General features: G+C 72.3%; 23 protein-coding genes. 7 read left to right on the plus strand and 16 right to left on the minus strand.

What is annotated here, in order from left to right; all coding sequences use genetic code 11:
• Window positions 1-237 precede the first annotated feature (237 nt).
• Both ABZ070_RS21000 and ABZ070_RS21005 read right to left on the minus strand, forming a co-directional pair.
• Window positions 238-1,140, minus strand: a complete 903-nt coding sequence (locus tag ABZ070_RS21000) for a helix-turn-helix transcriptional regulator (RefSeq protein ID WP_356635990.1) — start codon at window positions 1,138-1,140, stop codon at window positions 238-240.
• A 90-nt stretch (window positions 1,141-1,230) separates the two neighbouring features.
• A complete protein-coding gene (locus ABZ070_RS21005; RefSeq protein WP_356635992.1) occupies window positions 1,231-1,470 on the minus strand; it encodes a DUF397 domain-containing protein in 240 nt (79 codons plus the stop codon).
• A gap of 214 nt (window positions 1,471-1,684) precedes the next feature.
• Here ABZ070_RS21005 and ABZ070_RS21010 point away from each other — a divergent pair, with 214 nt between their 5' ends.
• Window positions 1,685-2,182: an ATP-binding protein gene (locus ABZ070_RS21010; protein WP_356635994.1), complete on the plus strand. Its 498-nt coding sequence runs from the start codon at window positions 1,685-1,687 to the stop codon at window positions 2,180-2,182.
• A gap of 56 nt (window positions 2,183-2,238) precedes the next feature.
• Here the strand turns inward: ABZ070_RS21010 and ABZ070_RS21015 are convergent, their stop codons facing one another.
• On the minus strand, window positions 2,239-2,949 hold the full coding sequence (locus ABZ070_RS21015; RefSeq protein WP_356635996.1) for a pyridoxamine 5'-phosphate oxidase family protein: 711 nt from the start codon (window positions 2,947-2,949) through the stop codon (window positions 2,239-2,241).
• Window positions 2,950-3,204: 255 nt separating this feature from the next.
• Here ABZ070_RS21015 and ABZ070_RS21020 point away from each other — a divergent pair, with 255 nt between their 5' ends.
• Both ABZ070_RS21020 and ABZ070_RS21025 read left to right on the plus strand, forming a co-directional pair.
• Window positions 3,205-3,771, plus strand: a complete 567-nt coding sequence (locus ABZ070_RS21020) for a rhodanese-like domain-containing protein (protein ID WP_356635998.1) — start codon at window positions 3,205-3,207, stop codon at window positions 3,769-3,771.
• Window positions 3,772-3,865: 94 nt separating this feature from the next.
• Window positions 3,866-4,510 (plus strand): CBS domain-containing protein, encoded by a 645-nt coding sequence (locus ABZ070_RS21025; protein ID WP_356636000.1) that lies wholly within the window; start codon window positions 3,866-3,868, stop codon window positions 4,508-4,510.
• 33 nt (window positions 4,511-4,543) lie between these two features.
• Here ABZ070_RS21025 and ABZ070_RS21030 read toward each other — a convergent pair whose 3' ends face one another.
• Entirely contained in the window at window positions 4,544-6,943 is a 2,400-nt protein-coding gene (locus ABZ070_RS21030; RefSeq protein ID WP_356636002.1) for a glycosyl hydrolase family 65 protein, read from the minus strand.
• A gap of 165 nt (window positions 6,944-7,108) precedes the next feature.
• The gene (locus ABZ070_RS21035) at window positions 7,109-7,405 is read right to left on the minus strand and encodes a DUF1876 domain-containing protein (protein ID WP_356636004.1); all 297 of its coding nucleotides are present in this window, start codon (window positions 7,403-7,405) and stop codon (window positions 7,109-7,111) included.
• 143 nt (window positions 7,406-7,548) lie between these two features.
• Here ABZ070_RS21035 and ABZ070_RS21040 point away from each other — a divergent pair, with 143 nt between their 5' ends.
• Complete coding sequence (locus ABZ070_RS21040; protein ID WP_356636006.1) at window positions 7,549-8,421, plus strand: universal stress protein; 873 nt, start codon at window positions 7,549-7,551, stop codon at window positions 8,419-8,421.
• Here the strand turns inward: ABZ070_RS21040 and ABZ070_RS21045 are convergent.
• The 6 genes from ABZ070_RS21045 to ABZ070_RS21070 form a co-directional block, all read right to left on the minus strand.
• Window positions 8,389-10,263, minus strand: coding sequence for a SpoIIE family protein phosphatase (locus tag ABZ070_RS21045; protein WP_356636008.1), 1,875 nt, complete (start codon window positions 10,261-10,263; stop codon window positions 8,389-8,391). The two genes, ABZ070_RS21040 and ABZ070_RS21045, sit on opposite strands and share 33 nt — an antisense overlap.
• A gap of 229 nt (window positions 10,264-10,492) precedes the next feature.
• Window positions 10,493-12,220: a phosphoenolpyruvate--protein phosphotransferase gene (gene ptsP / locus ABZ070_RS21050; protein ID WP_356636010.1), complete on the minus strand. Its 1,728-nt coding sequence runs from the start codon at window positions 12,218-12,220 to the stop codon at window positions 10,493-10,495.
• Window positions 12,217-12,495 carry an HPr family phosphocarrier protein gene (locus ABZ070_RS21055; protein ID WP_356636012.1) on the minus strand — a complete coding sequence of 93 codons (279 nt, stop codon included), beginning with the start codon at window positions 12,493-12,495 and terminating at the stop codon, window positions 12,217-12,219. The genes ptsP and ABZ070_RS21055 overlap by 4 nt, the downstream gene beginning before the upstream one ends.
• 186 nt (window positions 12,496-12,681) lie before the next feature.
• Window positions 12,682-14,754 (minus strand): fructose-specific PTS transporter subunit EIIC, encoded by a 2,073-nt coding sequence (locus tag ABZ070_RS21060; protein WP_356636014.1) that lies wholly within the window; start codon window positions 14,752-14,754, stop codon window positions 12,682-12,684.
• 163 nt (window positions 14,755-14,917) lie between these two features.
• Window positions 14,918-15,865: a 1-phosphofructokinase gene (gene pfkB / locus ABZ070_RS21065; protein ID WP_356636016.1), complete on the minus strand. Its 948-nt coding sequence runs from the start codon at window positions 15,863-15,865 to the stop codon at window positions 14,918-14,920.
• Entirely contained in the window at window positions 15,862-16,623 is a 762-nt protein-coding gene (locus tag ABZ070_RS21070) for a DeoR/GlpR family DNA-binding transcription regulator (protein WP_356636018.1), read from the minus strand. Before ABZ070_RS21070 ends, pfkB begins: the two co-directional genes overlap by 4 nt.
• Window positions 16,624-16,785: 162 nt before the next feature.
• Between ABZ070_RS21070 and ABZ070_RS21075 the strand changes: the two genes are divergently transcribed.
• Complete coding sequence (locus ABZ070_RS21075; protein WP_356636020.1) at window positions 16,786-17,016, plus strand: DUF1737 domain-containing protein; 231 nt, start codon at window positions 16,786-16,788, stop codon at window positions 17,014-17,016.
• Between the two features lie 22 nt (window positions 17,017-17,038).
• Here ABZ070_RS21075 and ABZ070_RS21080 read toward each other — a convergent pair whose 3' ends face one another.
• Both ABZ070_RS21080 and ABZ070_RS21085 read right to left on the minus strand, forming a co-directional pair.
• Window positions 17,039-17,782: a polysaccharide deacetylase family protein gene (locus tag ABZ070_RS21080; protein ID WP_356636032.1), complete on the minus strand. Its 744-nt coding sequence runs from the start codon at window positions 17,780-17,782 to the stop codon at window positions 17,039-17,041.
• Window positions 17,779-18,654, minus strand: coding sequence for a DMT family transporter (locus ABZ070_RS21085; protein ID WP_356636022.1), 876 nt, complete (start codon window positions 18,652-18,654; stop codon window positions 17,779-17,781). The genes ABZ070_RS21080 and ABZ070_RS21085 overlap by 4 nt, the downstream gene beginning before the upstream one ends.
• Window positions 18,655-18,941: 287 nt before the next feature.
• Here ABZ070_RS21085 and ABZ070_RS21090 point away from each other — a divergent pair, with 287 nt between their 5' ends.
• The gene (locus ABZ070_RS21090) at window positions 18,942-20,051 is read left to right on the plus strand and encodes a glycosyltransferase (RefSeq protein WP_356636024.1); all 1,110 of its coding nucleotides are present in this window, start codon (window positions 18,942-18,944) and stop codon (window positions 20,049-20,051) included.
• 47 nt (window positions 20,052-20,098) lie between these two features.
• On the opposite strand, the gene ABZ070_RS21095 is transcribed toward ABZ070_RS21090, so the two are convergent.
• The 3 genes from ABZ070_RS21095 to ABZ070_RS21105 are packed head-to-tail and all read right to left on the minus strand — an operon-like array spanning window position 20,099 to window position 23,885.
• Complete coding sequence (locus tag ABZ070_RS21095; RefSeq protein WP_356636026.1) at window positions 20,099-20,872, minus strand: SDR family NAD(P)-dependent oxidoreductase; 774 nt, start codon at window positions 20,870-20,872, stop codon at window positions 20,099-20,101.
• Window positions 20,872-21,378: a hypothetical protein gene (locus tag ABZ070_RS21100; protein WP_356636028.1), complete on the minus strand. Its 507-nt coding sequence runs from the start codon at window positions 21,376-21,378 to the stop codon at window positions 20,872-20,874. Before ABZ070_RS21100 ends, ABZ070_RS21095 begins: the two co-directional genes overlap by 1 nt.
• The gene (locus ABZ070_RS21105; protein WP_356636034.1) at window positions 21,375-23,885 is read right to left on the minus strand and encodes a nitrate reductase; all 2,511 of its coding nucleotides are present in this window, start codon (window positions 23,883-23,885) and stop codon (window positions 21,375-21,377) included. Before ABZ070_RS21105 ends, ABZ070_RS21100 begins: the two co-directional genes overlap by 4 nt.
• 259 nt (window positions 23,886-24,144) lie before the next feature.
• Here ABZ070_RS21105 and ABZ070_RS21110 point away from each other — a divergent pair.
• Window positions 24,145-24,554, plus strand: a 410-nt coding sequence (locus ABZ070_RS21110; RefSeq protein WP_356636030.1) for a cbb3-type cytochrome c oxidase subunit I, incomplete at its 3' end; no start/stop codon positions are given.

Genomic DNA, 24,554 nt, shown 5'->3' on the forward strand with positions numbered 1-24,554 from the left:
GCCGACGTCCGCGGCGAGAATGGGGGCGAACAGGGAGGTCCCGAGGACCACCGCCTTGCGCACCACCCCGTGGGCGCCGCGCGGGCCCACCCCCCGGTTGCGCCCGGGGCGCCGCCCACGAGAAGCGGCGCACCGGGCGTCGGGCGTGGCCGGGCCGGCAAGCGTGCCGTTGAAGACCAAGGGGGCCGCCGCAGCAGGGGCCTGCCGGCGTCAGGACCTGCTGGAGGCCGGGACACGCTAGAGGCCGGCGATGCGCTCTTCGAGCAGCTCCATCGACTGGCGGGGCGTGAGCGCGCAGGCACCGAGCCGGTCCAGCATGTCCCGGTACTGCTCGACCGCCTGGGGCTTCTGGGTGAAGGTGCTGTCGGTCAGGTGCTCGATGTACACCGCGTCCTTCAGGTCGCCCAGCGCGAAGCGCAGATAGCTCACGCCCGTACCGACGCCGACGGAGGCGGTCACCTCCAGCGGGGCGACCTGGAGGGTCACCCGCGGCCGCTGCATCATCGCGACGAGATGCTCCAGTTGTTCGCGCATCACCAGCCGCCCGCCGACCGTGCGCATCAGCACGGACTCGTCGATCACGGCCCACAGGCGCGGCGCGTCGGGTGTATCGAGCTGCCGCTGCCGCTCCTGGCGCAGGTCGACCCGGCGACGGACATCGTGCATGAGAAGGTGACCGGGTCCGGATCGGACGACCGCCTCCGCGTAGGCGGGGGTCTGCAGCAGCCCGGGGACGTAGAACGGCTCGTACGTACGGATGGTGGACGCGGCGCCCTCGAGCGCGACCAGTGGCTCGAAGAAGTCGGAGAGGACATCGCTGAAGGAGCGCCACCAGTCCGACTGACGGGATTGCTTCACCAGCCGCATGAATTCGGCGACCTGTTGCTCCGCCTTCACCCCGTACAGACCCAGCAGGGCTTCGGCGTCGGTCGGCTTGCATCCATGGCGGCCCAGTTCGATGCGACTGGTCTTGGAACGCGAAAAACCGAGCCGGACGTCGACGTCCGCCGGGTCGAGCCCTGCGTTCACCCGCAGTTGACGCAGTTTGCCGCCGAGGATGAGTTTCAGGGCGGTCGGGTTGTTCTCGACCGCGCCCAGCGGCCGGACGAACAACGACGGGCTCGGTTCGGCTGCAGCCATCAGGCGCTCCTGCGGAGAAATAGGGACGACGACAGTATCCAGCACTCCCGCGGTCAGGCCATGGGGAAGTCGCCCACCCTACGGCGATTTTCAGCCGATTACCGGATCGAAGTCCCCCTCCCGGACGGCCGCCACGAACCCGTCGAACCCGTCGCGTGTGCAGACGAGCGCGGGACCGTGCGGATCACGGGAGTTGCGTACGGCGATCCGGCCGTCGGGAAGTGCGGCCGTCTCCACGCAGTTCCCGGTGGCGTTGCTGTGGCTGCTCTTGATCCACTTCACCGGATGCAGGGCACTGGCCTGCATCCCGTTGACGAACTCCACTGACATCAACTCCTTTTGTTCGCAGACGTGTTCACCCGAATTCCCGCCAGTGCAATCCCAACTGCAATTGCATCCTCGGGTGGTCTCGACAATACTCGTCCTGCGTCTGCTGTCGAACGGCGAAGCCTGCAGGGAGACATGACCAGTGGCGACTCACACGGCGGCCTTGTCGAGCACCGACGCCGGGCGGGCAGGTCGGAGTCGGCCTGCCCCATCTGGCGTGAAATCTCCGCTCCCGGCGTTCCGCCACTCCGCACCCGGCGACGCCGTACCCAAAGGCGCCTCGGAGGAGCCGGTCGTGCCCGGTGGCTTCTCCGCCTGCGGGCTGGACGGCCATCTGCAGAACGCGGGCCAGGCGCGCAAGTTCGCCGTCCGCACCCTGGACCAGTGGGCGCTGCCGTCACTGGCGGCGGACGTCGAACTGATCGTCAGCGAGCTCGTGACCAACGCCGTACGGCACGCCCTGCCGCCCGTCCCACCGCGCACGGCCGAGTACCCGGTCTGGCTCGGACTGTTCCGCTACACCCGCCACCTGGTCTGCGCGGTCACCGACCCCAGCCCGGCCCCGCCGTGCCGTCGCCGGCCGGACTCCTGCTCGGTGGGCGGCCGCGGGCTCATCCTGATCAGTACCTTGTGCGATTCCTGGTCCTGGAGGCTGACGCCTCCGAGCGGCAAGACCGTCTGGGCCACCCTGCCTCTGCCGCCCACCGGCAGTTGACACAACGTCAATCAATGTGCGGGGCTGCCGACAGGATACGGGCGTGGCGGGGCGGCTCAGCGGCCGCCGAGCTGCCCCGGCGCCCCACGCACCAGGATCCGGCGCCCGGTCACACGGTCGGGCGCCACCACGATCCAAAGGTCACGGTCCCCACCGGCCCATGGCGCGCTGTACGCCTGACGATCCAGCTTCGCGACGCCCTCGGGCTCCGTGACCGTACGGGCTCTGCCGACGGCCAGCACGCTCCACCCCTGGCTGAACGCGTCGTCGATGTGGTCCACCTCGAAGGCGATCTCGGCACCGGCAGCACCGGCCGGCAGGGCGTCGGACGACGTGCGGAAGGCGATCTCCCCCTGGGTGACGAGGTAGTTGACCGGCAGGATCGCCGGGCCCTTCGCCGTGGTGACGGCGATCCGGCCCACACCGTGGGTGCCCAGCAGGGCCCAGCACTGGTCACGTCCGAGCTCCACCAGCTCCGGATGGTCGCCTGCCCGGCCGATGCCGGGCGGCAGGTCGGCGCTACCCCCGGTCAGCATGGTGACGGTCGTCTCCAGCGCGTCCGCCAGCCGCAGCAGAAAGCCCATGCCGGGAGTGGCGGTCTTCTCCTCGAGGTACTCGATGTATCCGGGCGCGGAACCGGCCCGCAGCGCGAGGTCCTCCCGGGAGAGCCCGAGCTGCTGTCGTCGGGCGGCCACACGGCGGCCGACGTCGCCCTTCGCGTGCCCGGGACCGGAGGCGCCACGTCCCGTCTGCGGTTGTTCGGGCATGGTGGGCACCTTTCCCGTGTCGGTCCGCCGGCTGCGGCGACGCGCGGATCGCCGCGCACGTTCACGGTAGCCAGCGGGCCACGGGGGCGCACGACGACAGTACTGCGCCCTTGAGGCGGACCAGGGCCGGACCACGCACGGCGTCTCACGGGCAGTGCTGCAGACTGGTCCCGGTAGTCGCGAAGCCCGCCCCCGCCAGGAGCGCCACGCGCACCGAAAGCCCGGCCGGACCCGAAGACAGAAGGAGCATGCCGCGTGACCACCCACACCGCCCTCGCCCCCGCCCAGGCCAGGGCCCGGCTGCACGAACTGACAGTCATCGACGTACGCACCCCGGGTGAGTACGCCTCCGGTCACCTGCCCGGCGCCCACAACATCCCTCTGGACCACCTCGATGCGGCGCTGCCCGCTCTGGAGGCCGCGGCCGACCGGGGCGATCTCCTCGTCGTGTGCGCCTCCGGCACCCGCTCCGCCGACGCCTGCGCGACGCTCGCAAAGAACGGCGTGGCGGCCGCCACGCTCACCGGCGGCACGGCCGCCTGGGTCCAGCTCGGCCACGACGTGCACCGGCCGGCCGGAGCCCGCACGGTGTGGGCGATGGAGCGCCAGGTCAGGTTCGCGGCGGGGGCCCTGGTGCTGGCCGGGCTCGTCGCCGGACGGCGTCGGCCGGCGGCACGCACGCTGTCGGCCGGTGTGGCGAGCGGCCTGGTGTTCTCCGCGCTGACCGACACGTGCGGGATGGCCCGTGTGCTCGCCAAGCTGCCGCACAACCGACCCCGCCCCGCAGACCTGGACGCGACCATCGCCGCCCTGTCCGGCTGAGCGACGCGAGCCCGCAAGCGCGAGACTGGTCGAAGCAGAGGACGCCAGGGCTTTCAAGAACGGGAGGCGCCGCCGTGAAGGGATCCGACGGGCGATGAGACAGCGCAGTGTGGCCGACCTGATGACACCGGAGGCCGTCACCGTCCAGCGGGGAACCACGTTCAAGGAGATCGCCCGGCTCCTCGACGAGTACGACATCACGGCCGTGCCGGTGGTGGACGACGCGCACCGCCCCCTCGGAGTCGTCTCGGAAGCCGACCTTCTGCACGGGCGGATCTCCGGGTCCGGCGGCGACACGGCCGACGACCTCATGACGAGCCCGGCCGTGGTGGCGCAGCCGCAATGGAGCGCCGTCGACGCGGCCAGGGTGATGGAGGACCGGCACATCAAACGGCTGCCGGTGGTCGACGACCAGGGGCGGCTCATCGGCGTGATCAGCCGAAGCGACCTGCTGCAGCTGTTCCTGCGCCGGGACCGCGCCATCCAGGAGGAGATCGTCGAGGACGTGCTCGCCGGCACTCTGGGCGTGTCACCGGCGTCCGTGTCCGTCGACGTCACCGACGGCAGGGTCACGCTCAGCGGGACGCTCGCACGCAGGAGCCTGGTGCCGGTCGTGGTGCGCCTGTGCGAGAGCGTCGACGGCGTCGTCAAGGTCGTGGACCGGCTGTCCTTCGAGCAGGACGACACGAGCTCGACCGGCAGGACGCCACGAACGGGCGGGCAGGGCGTGACGAACTGACCGGCAGCCGGCGTGCCCGCGTCACTCGTGCCGTCACTCCTCGGGCAGCATCAGCAGGCGCGACTCGCCGGGTTCCACCGTCACCGCCCGGTCCGAGAGGCGCACTTCGATCGGTGATTCGTGGGACGCCGGTACGCCGATGTGCAGCTCGCCGGGCCGCATCCGCACCCGCACGCCCCAGTTTCCGTGGTAGCGGATGGAGAAGCCGTACTCGGACAGCTCGGGCGAGGGCACCGGGTCGAACCAGAGCGCCCCGCCGCGGGTGTCCATCCCCGTGAGGCCCCGTTGCACCAGGTCGAGCGTGCCGGCCATGGCGCCGAGGTGCACGCCTTCCTCCGTGGTGCCGCCCTGCAGGTCGGCGATGTCGCCCTCCAGGGCTTCCCGGCAGTACGTCCACGCGTCCTCGCGGCGCACCCGGGCCAGCACCCAGCCGTGCACCAGTCCACTCAGGGTCGAGCCGTGGCTGGTGCGCTTCAGGTAGTAGTCGACGGTCCGGTGCCAGGTGTCGTCGTCGAGGTCGTAGCCCAGCCGTTTGAAGAGGCCGCCGAGTTCGGTGGGCGAGAAGAGGTAGCCGAGCATGAGCACATCTGCCTGTTTCGACGCCTGGTAGCGGTTGACGGTGTCGTCCTCCGCCTCAAGTACCCGGTCGAGGCGGCGGATGTCGCCGTGGCGGGCCCGCAGACCGTCCCAGTCCAGCTCGGCCAGATCGCCGTATCCGTGGAACTGGCTGATCACCCCGGCATGGAAGGGCACGTACAGCCGTCGGGAGACGTCGTCCCAGCGCGCGAGTTCCCCGCGGTCGAGGCTGGTGCGCTCGTACAGCTCGCGGCGGCGCGGCTCGGGCAGTTCGCGCACCACCTCGAGCGCGCGGGCGAGCACCCAGGCCGCGGTGACGTTGGTGTACGCGTTGTCGTCGAGGCCCGGTTCCACGGAGTCCGGGTAGGCGTCGTGGTACTCGTCGGGTCCGACGACGCCGCGGATGCGGTACCGCTCCAGTTCCTCGTCGTACGTCGCGAAGCCGGCCCAGAAGCGCGCGATCTGCGTCAGCATCTCCGCCCCCTTGGTGTGCAGGAACTCCGCGTCGCCGCTCCCCTCGCAGTACTGCCACACGTTGTAGGCGATGGCGGAGCCGACATGGTGCTGGAGCCGTGAATGGTCGGGCAGCCAGCGGCCCGAACGAGGGTTGAGGTGCAGCTCCTGGGTCTCCTCGCGGCCGTCGCTGCCGCTCTGCCACGGATACATGGCCCCGCTGTGTCCGGCGTCGCGGGCCAGCAGACGGGCCGGTTCCAGCCTGCGGTAGCGGTACATGAGCAGCGCCCGGGAGACCTCGGGAAAGTGCAGGTTCAGATACGGCAGGACGAACAGCTCGTCCCAGAAGATGTGGCCGCGATACGCCTCGCCGTGGAGCCCGCGCGCGGGGACACCCACGTCGAGGTCGGCGGTGTGCGGCGACAGTGTCTGCAGGACGTGGAACAGGTGCAGTCGCAGGATGCTCCCCGCCTCGCCCGGCACGTCAAGCTCACCGCGTCGCCACAGTTGCCGCCATGCCGTCCGGTGGGACTCCAGGAGCGCCTCGAAACCCGGTGCCCGGCGGACCCGGTCGACCGCCGCGTGCAGCGGGTCGCTGATCGCGGGGTCGTGGGAGGTGTGCAGGGCCACCGTCTTGTCGACGGTGCGGGTGGCGCCCGCGGACAGTGACAGCCTCAGGAGCTGCACGGAGCGCAGGGGTTCGTGGGCGGTGTGGGCGCGTTCGTCGTCCGACCCGCCCTGCGCGACGGTACGGGCCGCCATACCGATCCTGATGTCGGAGGTGGTGGTGCGGCAGCGCAGCCACACCGTGTCGGGCTCGCCGTCACCGGCGTTGACGTGGACGAGGTGGTTGCCGTTGAGCTGCCGGTAGCGCGACACACCGCTGTTGGTGACCGAACCGTCGAGCGCGGCTTCGACATCGATGTCCCCGGACCATCCCTCTGCAGTGAACTGGGTGCGCAGCAGGGCCAGATGCGGATCAGCCATGTGCACCAGCCGCAGCTGACGCACCGTGAGGCCGCGTCCGTCCTCCGCCACGTACCGCAGGTTCCGCTCGAGGGTTCCGGCGCGCAGGTCCAGCCTCTGGCGGTGTTCGCGCAGCGCCGGGCTGTCGGGGGTGAACCAGGGTGCGTCGCCGTCGGCGGTGTGCATACGGAAACGCAGCGGAAGCCAGTTGGGCAGGTTGACCATGTCCTCGTTCTCGACCTGGCGGCCGGCCACGCTCGAGGTGAGGCGGTTGTAGCAGCCCGCCGCGTACGTGCCCGGGTAGTGCGTCTCGTCGGCGGTGCACTCGGGGGCGGCTCCCCGCGTGCAGAAGTAGCCGTTGCCGAGGGTGCACAACGCTTCGCGCAGCCGTTCACGAGCGGGGTCGTATCCCTCGTACGTCCAGATCCACTCGTGCATCGTCAGTCCTCGAGGCGCTCGGGGTGCTTGCCGGGGTCGTCGGGTGGGGTCTGTCCGCCGGATGCGGGTACGCCGCGCGCCGGACCGCTCGACCCCGTGCCGTGCGCCGGGGACCGGCGTCCGACCGGGGTGGCCGGGCGGGCGGTTCAGAGGCGGGCCGCGGGTTCAGGGCGCCGTGTACGGCCATCCGTAGCCGGGCTCGGGAGGGCTCCCCACGCCGGCACCCATCGCTTCGAGGTCCCGGTCGGCCGTCCTCATCAGCTGCCGGGCGAGGCTGTGCATGGCACGGCTCGCGGCGAGTTCGTCGCCGATCTCGGGAACGTCGACGTCCTGCGGACTGCAATGGGCCGTGCCGTACCCCGTGAACGTGGCCTTGCCCGTGTCCAGCACGGCGCGGGCCTTCGTCGTCCCGTCCTCCTCCGAGAGGAACAGTTCGACCTTCCACTCCCTCGTCGTCGTCATGGTGCACTCTCCCCGACCTGTCGGCGGTACTGGTTCAAGGATCCGCCCTGCCCGGCGCCTCTGCGACACGTCCGCCGCCGACGCCGCCGAACCCGTCCGGGCGGATCACCATGGAGGCAGCTGACGAACAGGGAGGCAGTCCCATGACGCGCGCGATCGCTGTCGGAGTGGACGGTTCGCCGGAAAGCCTGGCCGCCGCCGACTGGGCCGCACGCGAGGCGGCACGGCGGGAGCTGCCGCTCCACCTGGTGCACGCCTGGCGCCGGCAGCCCGTCGACGGACCCCTCGAGCAGGACGGCCGGGACCAGGTGAGTGCGGCGGAGGCCGTGCTGCGGGAGGCCGAACTGCGGGTCGCGGAGCGGTACGCGCGGGTCCCCCTGAGCGCTGAGGCGGTGCCGGACACGCCGGTGCCCGCGCTGCTCGCCGTGGCGACAGGCGCCGAGATGCTGGTTCTCGGCTCGCGGGGACACGGCGCCCTCGTCGGTTTTCTGCTGGGCTCCTACGGCCGGCAGGTGATCGCCGCGGCGGCCCGGCCGGTCGTATCGGTCCGGGCCCGTCCGCAGGACGATCCGGAGCCGGATCGGGGGCCGGTGGTGGTGGGCCGGCAGGGCAGCCCGGAGGAGAGCGATTCGGTGCTCCGGTTCGCCTTCGCGGCCGCGGCCGCCGGTGGGGAGGACCTGCTGGCCGTACGGGCCTGGAGCCCACCGCCGGTGTTCGCCTACGGGCCGGGCTCGATGCACCTCGCCGACGAGTTCAGTGGGCTGGAGCCGTTCGAGAGGAAGGCATTGGAGCAGGCCCTGGAGCCGTGGCGGGAGCGGTTCCCCCAGGTGCGGGTGACCGCCCGTGTGGAGCTCGGCAGCGCCGGCCAGGTGCTGCTGTCGGCCGCTGTCGGCGCCGGGCTGCTGGTCGTGGGCCGCCGGGTACACCGGTCCCCCCTCGGCGGCCGTATCGGGTCCGTGGCGCACGCGGCGCTCCACCACGCGTCATGCCCGGTCGCGGTCGTCCCGCACGACTGACGGATCGACGGGCGGCACCGGCCGTCGGGTCGTGTCCCTGACCGGACTGTTCTCCACGCGGGACCCGGGGGCCGCTCGGTTGGCGGCGGCCGGACTGTGCGCGTGGATCTGCGGCGCGGGTACGTCGTCCCTCCCCTCCCCCCAGGCGGGGATGCGCAGCGCGAGCAGGGCGACGTCGTCACCGCTCGGGCCGATGCGGTGCAGCAGTTCGTCGCAGAAGTCCTCCACCTCCCGGTCCGCGAGCTCGGCGGCGTGACGCCGCAGCAGGGCGAGGCCCTCGTCGAGGGAGCGGGTCCGGCTTTCGACCAGGCCGTCGGTGTAGAGCAGGAGGGTGGACCGGGCGGGGAGTTCCTCGCGGGCGTCCGGCCAGTCCAGGCCGAGGTGCAGGGCGGAGTCCATGCCCAGCAGCGGGCCGTGGCCCCCTTCGAGGAAGCGGGCCCGGCCGTCGGTCGTGACCAGCAGCGGGGGCGGGTGCCCGGCGTTGACCCAGTGCAGCTGCCAGGGCCCGCCCTCCGGCCCCTCCACCCGGGCGAAGACGGCGGTGGCCATGGGCGCGTCGCTGGTGTTGGTCATGGCCTCGTCCAGGCGGCGCATGATCAGGCTGGGGGGCTCCTGGCGGTCCCATGCCAGGGCGCGGAGCATGTTGCGGACCTCGGCCATGTGGGCGGCGGCCTTGAGATCGTGGCCCACGACGTCGCCGATGACCATCGTGGTGACTCCGTCGGCGAGGAGGAAGGCGTCGTACCAGTCGCCGCCGATCTCGGCAGCGCTCTCCGCGGGCTGGTAACGGGCGGCCATCTGGAGGTGGTCGACCTGCGGCAGCGGCGTGAGCAGTTGCCGCTGCATGGTCTCCGCCACATGCCGCTGCTGGTCGAACAGCCGGGCGTTGTCGAGCACCAGGCCGGTGCGGCGGCCGACGTCCGCCAGGACGAGCATCTCGGCATCCGTGAAGGGCGGATGGTCGCCGGTACGGCCCAGGGTGAGCACGCCGAACACCTGCCGGCGGGTGCTCAGGGGCACCACGGCGCCGGAGTGCCCGCCGAGCAGGTCGAAGAGTTCCCGGTGCGCCTGGGCCAGCGGCGTGTCCGCGTCCTCTGCGAGATCCTCGGCGTCCAGCCGCAGCGCCGGGTCCCCGCGCATGGCCCGCGCCAGCGCGGACCCGGGGGCGGTCTGCGCGAGCGGCGGCAGCGGACCGAGCACGGCCTGCCCGCCGCCCTGCTCGTCACTGGTCCATACGGCCATCCGCCGCATGTCCGCCGCCTGGTCCTCGCCGCGCAGGTCGGCCACCGCCCAGTCGGCCACTTCCGGCACCAGCACGCGGACCAGCCGTTGCAGCATCTGGGGGATGTCAAGGGTGGAGCTGAGCACCGCGGAGATCTCCGCGACCATGGTCAGCCGCTCGGTGAGCCGCTCCAGAGCCAGCAAATGGGTCGTCCGCTGCTCGGCGGCCTCGCGGTGCAGGCTGTAGTCGTGGAAGACGATCACCGCACCGTCCACACCGCCCTGCCGCAGCAGAGGGGTCGCGGCCCAGATGATCGGGAGGGCGGTGCCGTCGGACCGCAGATAGAACTCGTCACTGCCCTCCGCCGGACAGCCACTGTCGAGGACGGGCAGAAACGAGCACTCCTCCCGGGGAATCCGGGTGCCGTCGGCCCGGCGGTGCAGGAGGTCGTGCAGATCGAGGCCGAGCGTCTCCTGCTCGGTGCGGCCCAACAGCCGCTGCGCCCAGGGGTTGGACGCCACGACGCGCCCCACGGAGTCCGTGACATACAGTCCGGCACCCATGCTGTCGAACACGGCGCGCAGGAACTCGAGCTCCCGCGGCCGGTCAGCGGCATTCAACGCCCCACCATCCTCGCCTCCCGTTGATCCTGCCCACACCGGCGCGGGCCCGCGAACGACGGCCCTGCCGCCATGTTGCCACCGGGGGTGGCCGTGTGCTGCTTCGGGCGCCGTCGGCCGGACCGGCGGATGCCGGTCGGTGGGAGGGGCACACCCGGGTGGCGGCACCCGGACCGGTGACGCCACCCGCGGCCGTGCCTCAGGTCGGTACGTGTCGCATGGCCCACGCTCAGGCCGCGGCCGGCCCTTCCCGCACGGCCGACGCCTCCCGCACGGCCGCGCGAGCCGCCGTCCCGTCGGGGGAGTCGAGCGCGAGCGTGGCGAGCCGGCGGCAGTCGTCGAGACTGTGGCCCGCGAGCGAGGCCCGGACGTCGCCCAGGCAGCTCGGCGCGGCGGAGAGGCTGGTGACCCCCAGTCCGACGAGGACCAGGGCGAGCAGCGGGTCCGCCGCCGCTTCGCCGCACACCCCGACGGGGCGGCCGTGTCCGGCGCCCGCCTGGGCGGCCGTCCGTACCAGCTCGAGCAGCGCGGGCTGCCAGGGGTCCAGGAACTCGGCCAGGCTGCCGAGGGTCCGGTCGGCGGCGAACGCGTACTGGGCCAGGTCGTTGGTGCCTATGCTGAGGAAGTCGCACGTCTGTACGAGTCTGTCCGCGCGCAGCGCCGCTGCCGGTACCTCCACCATGGCGCCGGCGGTGCGCAGCCCGTGCGCTCGCACCCGTTCGGCAAAGGCGGCTGCCTCGCTCGGGACCGAGATCATGGGTGCCATGACCCACACCTCGGCTCCGCTGTTCTCCGCCGCGGCGGCGATGGCGCCCAGCTGTGTCTCGAGCAGGCGCGGATCGCGGTGGGCCGTCCTTAGACCGCGCACGCCGAGGGCGGGATTCTGCTCGTCGGCGGCGGTGACGAACGGCAGCGGCTTGTCGGCTCCGGCGTCGAGGGTGCGGACGACGACCCGGCGCCCCGCGAAGGCCGCGAACACGGCGCGGTAGGCGTCGGTCTGCTCCTCGGCGGTGGGTGCCGTGTCCCGGTCGAGGTAGAGGAACTCGGTGCGGAACAGCCCGACGCCCTCGCTGTCGGCCGCGGCGGCCGCGGGGAGTTCGTGCAGCGCTCCAAGGTTGACCAGCAGCTTCACCGCATGGCCGTCCGCCGTGCGGCCCGGACCGCTGAACCGGGCCGCGTCGCGCCGCCGTTGTTCCTCGCGCGCGGCCGCCTGCGCGACGGCCTCCGGTGCCGGGTCGGTCACGACCGTGCCGGCCGTGCCGTCGACGAGCACCGGCACGCCGTCCGTGAGCAGCGCGGCGTCGGCGCAGCCGACGACTGCGGGCAGGCCGAGGATCTTCGCCAGGATGGCGGTGTGACTGGTGGGACCGCCGCGCTCGGTGACAAGGGCCGACACGTTCGCCGGGTCGAGGAGGGCGGTGTCGGCCGGCGCGAGGTCCTGTGCGACCAGGATGTGGGGGTGGCCCGGGTCGGGGAGGCCCGGCATGGGCAGCCCCAGGACGCGCGCCACCGCGCGGTCGCGGAGGTCGTCGAGGTCGGCGACGCGTTCGGCGAAGTAGCCGCCCGCCGCTTCGAGGGAGTCGCGGAAGGCGCCGAACGCCGCGTCGAGGGCGTGGGCCGCGTCGCTGCCGTCGAGGACGAGGGCCGCTGCCCGGTCCGCGAGGGCCGGGTCGGCGGCCATCATCGCCTGGGCGGCGAGGACTTCGGACGTGTCGCCCGTCGTGGCGGCTGCGCGCTCGGTCATGTCGGCGGCGACCCAGACCAGTGCGGCGCGGGCGGCCGCTGTTTCCGCGGGCCTTTCGGCCGGTTCCAGGGTCCGCGGCGGCGGCATCGCGGCGGGGGGCGCCATACGGGCGACGGGTCCCGCGGCGCTGCCGCCGCCGATCCCGATGCCCTGCAGCACAGCGGCCTGCGCCGTCGCGGGGGCGGTCGCGGTGGGGGTGCTCGTACCGGTCACCGCTGCGCCTCTGCGTCGTGGTCGGCGGCGACGAGCGCGGCGAGTTCCTCGAGGGCGGCCTCCGCGCCCTCGCCTTCGGCGGACAGCACCAGCGGCTCCCCGTGCTGGGCTCCGAGGGCGAGCACGGACAGCAGGCTCCGGGCGTCGACCGGGGCGCCTCCGTCACGGGCGACGGTCACCTTGACGGGCTGACGGGCGGCAGCCTGGACGAAGACCGACGCGGGGCGGGCGTGCAGTCCGGAGCGGGAGCCGATGACGACGGTGCGCTGATGCATGGGGTGAACTCCTGCGGGTTACGGGGTTGGGGATGCGGCCCGGTCGGATGCGCGTCCGGGCGCGTGGAGGCACGGCGCTGGGCCCCGGGTGCTGTACGGGAGGGGGGCGGTACGGAAGTGGGGTACGGCGGACGGACGTCGGGTACGGCCGGTGCCGGCCCGGGCCTTGCGACCCGGGCCGGGGGATCAGGCGGCGGCCACGGGCACCTTGGGGTCCGGGACCGCCGGAGTGGCGGGGGTCGTCTCCGCCGTCCCCACGGGCTTGCGGCGGCTCTTGAGGAGGATCACGAGCCCTGCCGTGACCACGGTGCCGGCCGCGATGGCGAGCAGGTAGTACAGCGGCGAGCCGATCAGCGGGACGACGAAGATGCCGCCGTGCGGAGCGCGCAGGGTTGCGTCGAACGCCATCGACAGGGCGCCGGTCACGGCTCCGCCGGCCATCGCGGAGGGGATCACCCGCAAGGGGTCGGCGGCGGCGAACGGGATGGCGCCCTCGCTGATGAAGGAGGCGCCGAGAACCCACGCCGCCTTGCCGTTCTCCCGCTCGGCCTTGGTGAACAGCTTCGCGCGCAGGGTCGTCGCGAGGGCCATGCCCAGCGGCGGGACCATGCCTGCCGCCATCACGGCGGCCATCACCTTGAGGCTGCCGTCGCCGGGGGCTGCGAGCCCGCCCACCGCGAAGGCGTAGGCCACCTTGTTCACCGGTCCGCCGAGGTCGAAGCACATCATGAGGCCCAGCAGGCCACCGAGCAGGACGGCGTTGCCGCCGGAGAGGCCGCTCAGCCAGTCGGTCATGGCCTTCTGGAGGCCGGCGATCGGCTTGCCGACGACGACGAACATCAGGAAACCGACGACCGCGGAGGAGATCAGGGGGATCACGACCACGGGCATGATGCCGCGCAGCACCGGCGGCACATGGACGCGCTGGATCGCCATCACCACCGCGCCCGCGATCAGGCCGGCGGCGAGGCCGCCGAGGAAGCCGGCGTTGATGGTCACCGCGATGGCACCGCCGACGATGCCGGGCACCAGGCCCGGCCTGTCGACCATGCCGTACGCGATGTATCCGGCGAGGACCGGGACGAGGAAGCCGAACGCGGCGCCGCCGATCTGGAACAGCAGGGCGGCCCAGCTCGCCGCCTCGGTCCACACGAAGTGCTCGGCGACCGACGGGGCGCTGTTGATCTCGTACCCGCCGATGGCGAAGGCGAGCGCGATGAGCAGTCCGCCCGCGGCGACGAACGGAACCATGTAACTCACACCGGTCATGAGCCACTTGCGCAGGCGCGTGCCGAAGTGGTCTCCGGGGGCGCCGGCGTCCATGGGCGCCGTGACGGCGGCCGGGGCGGCGACCTCGCCGCGCTCGGCCTTGGCCTTGACGTCGGCGATGAGTTCGGTGGGCCGGTTGATGGCGGCCTTGACGCCGACGTCGACGGTCGGCTTGCCGCCGAAGCGGGCCTTCTCACGCACTTCCACGTCATGCGCGAGGATCACGCCGTCGGCGGCGGCGATCACGGCGGGGTCGAGGCGGGTGAAGCCCGCGGAGCCCTGCGTCTCGACGACGACCTCCACGCCCACGGTCTCGCCGGCCTTCTGCAGGGACTCGGCGGCCATGTAGGTGTGGGCGATGCCGGTCGGACAGGACGTGACGGCCACGATCCGGAAGGGGCGGGCGCCGCTCGTCGGGTCGGCGGTCGGGGCAGTGACTTCCGCCTCCTCAACCGGTGTCACCTCAGCCGGCGTCGCCTCAACCGGCGTTACCTGAGCCGGCGTCTCCTCAGCCGATGTCGCCTGAGCCGGTGTCTCTTCACCCGGTGTCTCCTCGCCACGGATCCGGGCCGCGACCGCGGCCGGGTCGCGCTCGGCGCGGAGCGCGGTCGTGAACTCGGGGTCCATGAGACGCCGTGCCAAGGCGGACAGGATCGTCAGATGGTCGTCGTCCGCACCGGCCGGCGCGGCTATCAGGAAGATCAGGTCGGCAGGCCCGTCCGGGGCGCCGAAGTCGATGCCACGCCCGCTGCGGCCGAAAGCGAGGGTGGGGGCGGTGACATGCTCGCTGCGGCAGTGCGGAATGCCGATGCCGCCGTCGAGACCGGTCGGCATCTGCGCCTCGCGTGCTGCCACGTCGGCGAGGAAGCCGTCGAGATCGGTGACACGGCCGGCCGCGACCATCCGCTCGGCGAGGGAGCGGGCGGCGGCTTGCTTGGTCTCGGCGGACAGGTCGACGTCGACCAGTTCCGAGGTGATCAACTCACTCATCACGCGGCTCCTTGCTCGCGAACCGCCCGACAGGCGGTGGTGGGACGTGGCGGTGCACTGCCGTTCCGGGCGACGGCAGTCCGAGCGGATGGACCGGACAGGTGGGCCGGGCGGGTGTCGCGGACGACCACAGCCTGCGGCCCCGGCGGGCGGGGGTGGGGGGTCATGGCACCGGCTCCCCGAGGACACGGTCCATGGGCACACAGGCGGTCGTCGTGACCGCCGCCAGGTCCAGGTCGCACGGGGACGGCATGACGCTGCCCGGCAGCTGTACGGCAGCGGTTCCGTGGGCGACTGCGGCCGCGAGCGCGGTGGGGCCGCTGCCCCCGGCGGCGAGGAAGCCCGCCAGGGAGGCGTCCCCGGCGCCGACATTGCTGCGGACGACGGCGGCGGGCGCGTGCCCGAACCAGGTGCCGGTGGCGTCGACCAGCAGCTGGCCGTCCGCCCCCAGGCTGGCGAGGACCGCCCCGGCGCCCCGATCGCGCAGCTCTTCCGCTGCCTTGACCGCATCGCCGACGGTGGTGAGGGGGCGGCCGACGGCTTCCGCGAGCTCCTCCGCGTTGGGCTTGACCACGTCCGGCTGCTCGCGCAGCGCGGCGGTGAGGGCCGCCCCCGAGGTATCGAGGGCGACGCGGGCGCCGACGCCGTGGATACGGGCCACGAGCTCGGCGTACCAATCGGGGCGCAGTCCGCGCGGCAGGCTGCCGCAGCAGGCGATCCAGTCGATCTCGGCCGACCGCGTCCGCACGGTCTCCAGCAGGGCCTCGGCCTCCCCGGGGGCGATGTAGGGTCCTGCCGCGTTCACCTTGGTCAGGGTGCCGTCGGGCTCGACGAGCGTGATGTTGACGCGGGTGGAGCCGGCGATGGGGACTCCGGCCGCCTCGATGCCGTGGTCGCCGAGCAGACTGGCGAGCAGCGCGCCTTCCGGACCACCGAGGGGCACGACGGCGACGGTGCGGTGACCGGCGGCGGCGACCGCACGTGAGACGTTGACGCCCTTGCCGCCGGGATCCACCCGGTCGTTCGCGGAGCGCAGCACGGCTCCCCGGTGCAGGGACGGCAGTTCGTAGGTGCGGTCCAGGCTCGGGTTCGGGGTGATGGTGAGGATCATGCGCGCACGACCTCCGTTCCCTGCCGCTCGATCGTGCGGGCGTCGTCCGGGCTGAGCCCGGTGTCGGTGATCAGCAGGTCCACGTCCGCAAGGTCTCCGAATCGTGCGAAGTGCTGCTGTCCGAACTTGGCGGAGTCGGCCAGCAGCACGATCCTGCGGGCAGCTTGCATGGCGGCCCGCTTGACGGCGGCCTCGGCCAGATCCGGAGTGGTCAGGCCTCCCTCGACGCAGAACCCGTTGGTGGCGATGAAGGCCACGTCGGCCTTGATCTCGCTGTACGCGCGCAGCGCCCAGGCGTCGACGGCGGCGCGGGTGCGGTGCCGCACCCGGCCCCCGACCAGATGGAGGGCGATGCCCGGGTGGTCCGCGAGGCGGGCCGCCACGGGCAGGGCGTGGGTGACGACCGTGAGCGGCGATTCCACCGGAAGGCCGGCGGCGAGCCTCGCCGATGTCGTCCCGGCGTCCAGGATCACGCTGCCGTCGGCCGGAAGCTCGGCGAGCGCGGCGCGCGCGATGCGCTCCTTCTCGTCGGCGGCGACCGCGTCGCGCTCGGCGAGGTCGGGCTCGAAGTCGAGATGACCGACCGGGATGGCGCCGCCGTGGACACGCCGCACCAGTCCTGCCCGGTCGAGGACCTTGAGATCGCGCCGCACGGTTTCCGCGGTGACCTGGAACTCCTCGGCGAGGGACAGCACATCCACCCGACCGCTGTCGCGGGCCAGGCGCATGATCTCCTGCTGGCGCTCCGCTGCGAACATGTGGTTTTACATCCGTTTCAGTGACCGAGCCTGTTGTTTTCTTGGATGCTACGCCCGGCACACGGCGATGTAAACAGATCCGGGCATGCAAACGGACAGAAAGCACGCCTCGGCTCGACGGGCGGGGATGTCCTGCCACGCCCGCATGGGATCTTGGTGCCCATGACGACGCCCCCGGACGGCATGCCCGTCTACCGAGTCCTGACCGGTCCCGACGACGCGGCGTTCTGCCGGCGGGTGAGTGACGTGCTCGCTCTCGGATATCAGCTGCACGGCGGGCCGGCTGTCACCTTCGACGGGGAGCGCGTCATCGTCGCGCAGGCTGTGCTGTGGCCACGGCCGCAGGCCGAAGACCCTGCGGCTCCCGCGGTCGGCACCGGCGGCGAGGGCTGAACCCGTCAGGGCCGGAACGCGGTCAGCGCCGCGGCACGCCGTGCTCGTCGAGCCGTCCGACGACCAGACCGCGCGCCCGGCACTCGGCGACCACACCGGGCAGTGCCCCCAGTCCGGATCGCCATGATCCGGCCGCGCTCAGGGCATCCGAGTCGTGCAGCAGCACCGTCGCCCCGCCGCGCAGCGTCTTCATCACCTCGGTGCGCACACTCTCGGGGGTGGCCGAGGCCGTCCAGTCCCGTCCCCATGAGGTCCACAGCACCGGGCGCAGACCGGTGACGCGGGCCGCGGCCCACCGCCCGCCGGTGAGGATTCCGTAGGCGGGCCGGTACCAGAGGGGACGCGTGCCGGAGATCTCCGTGACGAGTGCGGCCGTCGCGGCCAGCTCCCGTGCGTCCCGCAGCGGCCGGGGACGCCACGGCCTTTCGTGGTGCCAGCCGTGGACGGCCAGTTCATGGCCTTCGGCCACGATCCGACGTCCCAGGCCGGGGCACCGCGCGAGCCGGCTCCCCAGCACGAAGAACGTTGCCCGTACGCGGAGTTCGTCCAGTGCCCGCAGGAAGTACGGAGTGCTGCGGGGGTCGGGGCCGTCGTCGAAAGTGAGCGCCACCCTGTCGGGGTCGCCCCGTCCGTCGAGCGCCGGGCTGAGCGCGCCGCGCACACCGGGCAGCCAGGTCACGGCGGGGCCGATGTGCGCTCCGGCCACCACGAGCGCCACGCCCAGCGCGGCGACCGCGCGGGGCGCGGCGTGCTCGGCAGTCGTCACCACTTCTGTGCTCCGTCCTCTCCGCCTTCCGTCAGGAGCGGAGATCTGGCCAGTTGCAGGCATCCCCAGAACAGCAGGCCGAGCGCGACCACTTCGAACACGGCCCGGACGCCCAGGTGTACGTGTTCCTCGAACAGCACGACTCCGAGGACCACGCTCAGCAGCGCGTCCCCCAGCGTGAGCGCGGGCTGCGAGGCCGCCAGCGAACCCGCCCGCAGCGCCACCTGCAGCAGCACGAAGCTCCCCAGCCCGAGAATCACCGCCGCGTACGGCTGCCACGTCGACAGCAGCGCACCGACACCGTCCGGCAGCCGGCCCAGCGCATCCTTCATCAGCGCGGCGGTGAGGGCGAATCCGATCGCCGTCGCCGTGCCCACTACCGCGGCGCGCGGCGCGGACGGCAGCCGTGGCGACACGGCCATCAGCAGACCGACCGTGACGGCGACACAGACCCCGGTCCACAGCCACTGGGCAGCGGGCGCCGTACTGCGACCGCCGGTCGGGGCGGCCAGCGCCAGGAAGCCTGCCAGACCGACGGCCATGGCGGCGAACGCCAGCTGGGTCCGCCGGTCCGGACGCCGTCGGAAGACGACGCCTCCGAGGACGAGGGTGAACAGCAGCTCCGAGCTCATCACCGGCTGCACCACGGCGAGCGGCCCCGTCGCCAGTGCCAGCGCCTGGCAGATCCCGGACAGCCCCAGCAGCGCCGCGCCCCAGATCCATACGCGTTGACGCAGCAGTGCTCCCGCCGCGGACGACCGGCCCTGCGGACGCCCCGGACCGATGTCCGCCGCCGCCCGCCTCTGCAGTACGGAGGCTCCCGCGTTGCCGATCGCCGCGAGCAGCGCCAGACAAATGGACAGTGCCGTCACCGGGGCACGTCCTGCCTGTGTGTTCGCCGTCCGGTCCGCCCGCCCCTGCCTGTGCGGGACGGCGCGGGTGGGCGAGGCACAACGGACATGCCAACCTCCGAGTGGTCGCGGACCGAGCAGGCCCAGCCTGTCGGCTCATGGACCCGCCGGCCCCGGCGGTGGACGCGGCGGCAGCCGATTCACCCGATCGGTCCCGGTCGTCGGGGCACGGGCCGTCAGCAGGCTTCGCCCGGGGCACCATGGTCGAACGGGATCCCGTTTGGCGCACAGGCGCCGAGGAGGTGCCCATGGGCCGGCGCTTCATGGTGCTCAGCGCCGGCATGGGCGCGGGGCACGACGCTGTCGCGGGTGAACTGGCGCGCCGGCTCACCGCCGCGGGGCACGAGGTGCTGGTGCACGACGTGTTGTCGCTTCTCCCGGGGGGCACCGGCACGGCGCTGCGTGCGTCCTACCGCTTGTCCGTACGCCGCGTTCCCGGTGTCTACGCGACCGTCCACGCCGTCTTTCTCGCGCCGAGGGCGGGAACGCACGCTCCGCCGGGCCGGCGGCGGCGTCCAGGCGTGTCCGTTCCGGCCGCACTGGCCGAAGGCCGGCTCCGCGCGCTGGTGGACCGGTGGCGGCCGGACGCTGTCGTCTGCACCTTTCACCTCGCCGGTCAGCTGACCGGCCGGATGCGCGAGCGCGGCACCCTCGCCGTCCCCAGCGCGGTCTTCGTCACGGACTTCGCAGTGCACCGCGGCTGGCTCCACCCGGCCAACGACCTGTACCTGTGCGTGACCGAGAGCGCCGCGCAGGCGGTCCGCTCGGCGACCGGGTGCCGGGTCGCCGTCCCGGGCCCCGTCGTGCCACCCGCGTTCCTCCGGCCGGCCGGCCCGGGGACGTGGCACTGGGCGGGCGAGCGCCCCGCTGTGCTGATCTGCTCCGGCGCGTGGGGCGTCGGGTCCGGACTGACGCGGACCGCGGCGGCGTTGGCCGGCCACGGCTGCCGTCCGGTGCTGCTGTGCGGACGCGACGAACGCCTGCGGCGGCAGGCCGCCCGTGTGCCGGGCGTGGTCGCCCTGGGCTGGGTGGAGGATCTGCCGCAACTGATGGCCTCCGCACGGCTGCTGATCGACAACGCGGCAGGCCAGACCGCGGTTCAGGCCCTCGCCGCGGGGCTTCCCGTCATCGGCTACCGGGCTCTGGCGGGGCACGGGGCCGCGGGCGTGCGGGCGATGGCGGCGGATGGTCTGACGACGTGCGCCCGCAGCCTCGACGAACTGCTGTCGGCGGTCGACACGCTGCTGCCTCCCGGTCCGGTCCGGGACGGCAGGATCGCTCGCGGCATGTCTGTTCTCCAGGACGACGCGGCACGCTTCGTCGCCGACCTTGCTGCCGGTGCGCCCCCGGCCGCCTGACGTCCTGGCATCGGCACCGGGCGGCCCGGACGCCCGGCCGGGCCCTCTCAGCCGAAACGCTCGGCCAGGCGGCGGAACACGGCGGGCGCCACGCCGTGGATGCGGGCCGGCAGGCGCAGCCACCCGGGGATGAAGAGCTCAGAGCGGTTGCGCCGCACGACCGCGCGCCAGATCGCTTCCGCCACCTGCTCCGCCGGTACGGGCTTCAGGTTGGTGTCGCGGCAGGGCGTTCCGCGCCGCACGAAGAACGGCGTGTCGACGACGCCCGGGAGGACGAGGCAGATCTCGACGCCGCTCCCCCGCAGTTCGTACCGGAGGCTGTCGGCGAACACGCCCAGCGCCGCCTTGGCCGCCGAGTACACCGCTTCGTCCTCGACTCCCACCGCTCCCGCGATGGAGCCCATCAGTACGACACGGCCCCTTCTCCGCTCGATCATCTGCGGGAGGAGCAGACGCACCAGGCGCACCACGGACGCCAGGTCGACGGCGAGCACCTCGTCGATCGCCGACAGCGGTATCGAGACGAAGCGCCCCGCCCAGCCGATGCCCGCGGCCGCCACCAGGACATCCACTCCCCCGGCCGCCTCCACCGCCGCACGTGCGAGTTGGTCGGCGCTGGCAGGGTCGGTCAGATCGGCGTCGAGGATCGTTCCGCCCGTGCGTGCCGCCACCTGGCTCAGGCGCTCCTCGTCGCGCCCGTGCAACAGCAACTGCCAGCCCGCGTCTGCCGCGAACCGGGCTGCCACGGCCGCGCCGATCCCCGAGGACGCCCCGGTGACCAGCACCACCGGCCTTTCGGCGCGAGTCGGGCGGGCGGACATCACAGGCTCGTCAGGAGCTGGGGCGCGATGTTTTTGATCATGGTGTTGGTCCAGCGCATCTGACGGAGGGTCCGCGGATGGCACGCGGAGGCGAGCGCGAGGAGCCCGGTGTCCTTCGAGGCCTGCGCCACCTGCGCGAGCATCTCCCAGTGGAGCGAGTTCGCGGACGCGTCCAGATGCAGGTCACGCAGGTCGCGCAGGAGCAGCAGCCCCGGCTCGGCCCGGTCCGGGACGGCCTGCGGCACCGTCTTGTCCCGCAGCATGGTCAGCAGTTCCGGCGCGAGCGGCACCGACGAGCTGTCCAGGTCACGGCCGAGGTCGATGTCATGGTCACGAGCCGCCCTGGTCAGCCTCTCTGTGTGCTCGCGGGACCATGCGGCCAGATCCTTGGCCACATGGTGGACCTCGTGCTCGACGGGGTGGCGGTCGGCCACGGTGAGCAGTTCCTCGGCGAGCTGCCGCTCACCGAGGTGGAGCAGGCGCAGGGTGAGAACAATTCCGTTCACGCCGTACCGCCTTGCGGACCGGGCAGGACGTCCCGCGGGCCGGGGGCGTGATCCGTGGTCTGGGTGACGAGGGCATCCGGGCCGCCCTCCGTCGCCCGGACGCCGTCGTTGCCGCGGCCGGGACCGGATGCGGTGGTCGTGGGCGCCGGGGAGGGCCGGCCGTCGCCCTTCGCCACGAGGGTGAGCGCCGCAGCGGCGGTCTTGAACAGCGGCTGCTTGGAGGCAGGGTCCCAGTCGGTGATCGTCGCCTCGTTCGCCGCGCGGCCCGATGTCCCGATGTCGGGGCCGAGACCTGCGGGTGTGTCCCAGTAGCCGTAGTGGAACGGTACGAACAGCACTCCCCGCCTCAGATCGGTGATGCGCAGCCGCCCGCGCAGGGCGCCGCGCGGCGAGGTGACCTCGACGAGGTCTCCTTCGTCCAGGTCCCCTGCCGCGGCGTCGACGGCTGAGATCTCCACCCATACATCGGGCGCGGCCGCGTTCAGCTGCGGTGCGCGGCCGGTTTTCGTACGGGTGTGGAAGTGGTACAGGGTGCGTCCCGTCGTCAACTGGAACGGGTACTCCCGACTCGGCGCCTCGTGCGCCGGTAGGAACTCGGCGGCCTTGAGCATCGCCTTGCCCTCGGGGTTGAGCGAGCGGTACTCGACTGCGTCCACCGACGCGCCTGTCGCCAAGTCCTTGCCGTAGCTCTCGCACACATCGGGACGGGCCCAGGTGATGCCCTTCGTGTAGAGGCGGGGCGTCCCGTCCGGTGCCTGGTCGCCGCAGGGCCATTGGATGCCGCTGCCGCCGCGCAGCCGGCCGTACGTCAGCCCGGTGTAGTCGCAGGGACGGCCGGCGCTACAGCGCTTCCACGCCTCGAACGCGGACTCCGGGTCGCGCCAGGAGACCAGGGGACCGCCGTCCTTGTCGCGGAAGTCCATGCGGGCGGCGTAGTCGAGGAAGATGTCCAGGTCCGGCCTGGCCTCCCCCGGGGGCTCGACTGCCTTGTCACAGAGGTGCACCGTGCGGTCCGCGTTGGTGAAGGTGCCCGTCTTCTCGCCCCAGGTCGCCGCGGGCAGGACCACATCGGCCAGTTGCGCGGTCTCGGTGAGGAACAGGTCCTGGACGACGACGAACAGCCGTTCGCCGGAGAGGATCGAGCGGATGCGGGACAGCTCGGGCAGGGAGACGGCCGGGTTGGTGCCGCTGATCCAGAGCATGCGGATCGAGCCCTGCTCGGCGTATCGGAACATCTGCATGGCATGGGTGGACGGTGCGTAGTGGGGAATCGTCGCGGGTTCGACGTTCCACACCTGCGCGAGGTCGGCCACGTGCTCGTCGTTCTGCCAGTTCCGGAAGCCGGGCAGATCACCGTTGGCGCCGCACTCCCGGGTGTTCTGGGCGGTGGGCTGCCCGTTCATCTGCAGCACACCGGCACCCGGCCGTCCGAGCATGCCCCGGATCAGGTGCAGGTTGTTGATCTGAACAGCGGCGGCCGTGGCCTGATGGGACTGGTAGACGCCCTGGAGCACGGTGGAGAGCAACCGGTCGGCGCTGCCGAGGACTTCCGCCGCCTCGACGATCAGCTGTGCCGGTACGTCGCAGATGTCGCCCGCCCACTCGGCGGTGCAGCTCTCGACGCGCGCTGCCAGCTCCTCGAAGCCGACGGCGTGGGCCGCGATGTAGGCGTGGTCCATCCGATCGTGACGGATCGTCTCGTGCAGCAGCGCGTTGAGCAGCGCCACATTCGTGCCGCTGCGCGGGGCGAGATGAACCGTTGCCCTGCGGGCCACCTGGGTGGGCCTCGGGTCGACGCAGACCAGACGCGGTGGTTCGGCGCCTTCCAGGCGGTCGAGGATACGCATCCACTGCACCGGCTGTGTCTCCGCGAGGTTGTGGCCGAACAGCGCGATCACATCGGCCTGGTCGATGTCGTCGTAGCTGCCGGGCTGTCCGTCGCAGCCGAAGGATTCCTTCAGCGCCTCGGCCGCGGTGGCCGTGCACAGACGGGTGTTGCCGTCCAGGTGGTTCGTGCCGATGCCGGCCCTGGCCAGGACCGCGAGCGTGTAGTACTCCTCCAGGAAGAGCTGGCCCGAGGTGTAGAAGCCGATGGAGCCGGGACCGCGTTCGTCCAGCAGCTCGCGGGAGCGGGAGACGATCCGGTCCATCGCGGTCGGCCAGTCGGTCTCCACGAGTCGCCCGTCCCGTCGGACCAGGGGCCGGGTCAGCCGGTCGGGTGAGGCGTTGGCCTGCCAGCCGAACAGGTCCTTGGGGCCCAGCCTGCCACGGTTGACCCGGTCGACCGCCCGGCCGCGGACGCCCACCATGCGGCCGTTCCTGACCGCGATGTCCATGGCGTCGCCGTCGGAGTGCAGGATCGACGCCGCCTGCACCCACCGTTCGACCTCGCCCGGCGCCACCCCGTCGGCCAGGTATGTGTCCACCCTCACCGGCCAGTCGCCGTGCCGTGCATACGGTGTACGACCGCCCCAGGGCTGCGCGATCCGGTCCACCGAGGCGTCCACGTCCACCTCCCGCGTCATGCGGCCGGCACCGGGCGTACCGACCGCTCAGGAGTACCCGCCGTCCCGGACTCGTAACGTGCACGAGATGGGCCGGTTGCCCCCTGTAGGGGTTGTGCGTCACTGAAATGGCGGATGTCGGGAACAGCCCTCTCCATCACCTACCTATAGATTGCTCCGGTATATGTCCTTGGGAGCGTCTTCTGCCGGTGCAGCCGCGCCGTGAATCGAGCAGAAGGCACCCGAACGTACGGGAGTTCGTGTGACATCTGAGCCAGGTCCTCGCCTCGATGTGCAGCCGGAGGACGCATACGAGGACGAGCTGCCCGTACACCGGAGGCAGCCCGGCAATGTGGTGATCAAGTGGCTGACGACCACCGACCACAAGACGATCGGCACGCTGTACATGTCGACGGCCTTCGGCTTCTTCCTCATCGGCGGGCTGATGGCGCTGGTGATGCGCGCCGAACTGGCCCGGCCGGGTCTGCAGATCGTGTCGAACGAGCAGTTCAACCAGGCGTTCACGATGCACGGCACGGTCATGCTGCTGATGTTCGCGACGCCGCTGTTCGCCGGTTTCGCGAACTGGATCATGCCGCTGCAGATCGGCGCGCCGGACGTGGCCTTCCCGCGTCTGAACATGTTCGCGTACTGGCTGTACCTCTTCGGCTC

Source organism: Streptomyces sp. NPDC006283 (assembly GCF_040613325.1).
Taxonomy (GTDB): Bacteria; Actinomycetota; Actinomycetes; order Streptomycetales; family Streptomycetaceae; genus Streptomyces.

Coding starts and splice junctions, on each gene's coding strand:
- ABZ070_RS21000 (WP_356635990.1), bottom strand. CDS start 1,140: ATGGCTGCAGCCGAACCGAGCCCGTCGTTGTTCGTCCGGCCGCTGGGC.
- ABZ070_RS21005 (WP_356635992.1), bottom strand. CDS start 1,470: ATGTCAGTGGAGTTCGTCAACGGGATGCAGGCCAGTGCCCTGCATCCG.
- ABZ070_RS21015 (WP_356635996.1), bottom strand. CDS start 2,949: ATGCCCGAACAACCGCAGACGGGACGTGGCGCCTCCGGTCCCGGGCAC.
- ABZ070_RS21025 (WP_356636000.1), top strand. CDS start 3,866: ATGAGACAGCGCAGTGTGGCCGACCTGATGACACCGGAGGCCGTCACC.
- ABZ070_RS21030 (WP_356636002.1), bottom strand. CDS start 6,943: ATGCACGAGTGGATCTGGACGTACGAGGGATACGACCCCGCTCGTGAA.
- ABZ070_RS21035 (WP_356636004.1), bottom strand. CDS start 7,405: ATGACGACGACGAGGGAGTGGAAGGTCGAACTGTTCCTCTCGGAGGAG.
- ABZ070_RS21040 (WP_356636006.1), top strand. CDS start 7,549: ATGACGCGCGCGATCGCTGTCGGAGTGGACGGTTCGCCGGAAAGCCTG.
- ABZ070_RS21055 (WP_356636012.1), bottom strand. CDS start 12,495: ATGCATCAGCGCACCGTCGTCATCGGCTCCCGCTCCGGACTGCACGCC.
- ABZ070_RS21060 (WP_356636014.1), bottom strand. CDS start 14,754: ATGAGTGAGTTGATCACCTCGGAACTGGTCGACGTCGACCTGTCCGCC.
- pfkB (WP_356636016.1), bottom strand. CDS start 15,865: ATGATCCTCACCATCACCCCGAACCCGAGCCTGGACCGCACCTACGAA.
- ABZ070_RS21070 (WP_356636018.1), bottom strand. CDS start 16,623: ATGTTCGCAGCGGAGCGCCAGCAGGAGATCATGCGCCTGGCCCGCGAC.
- ABZ070_RS21075 (WP_356636020.1), top strand. CDS start 16,786: ATGACGACGCCCCCGGACGGCATGCCCGTCTACCGAGTCCTGACCGGT.
- ABZ070_RS21090 (WP_356636024.1), top strand. CDS start 18,942: ATGGGCCGGCGCTTCATGGTGCTCAGCGCCGGCATGGGCGCGGGGCAC.
- ABZ070_RS21095 (WP_356636026.1), bottom strand. CDS start 20,872: ATGTCCGCCCGCCCGACTCGCGCCGAAAGGCCGGTGGTGCTGGTCACC.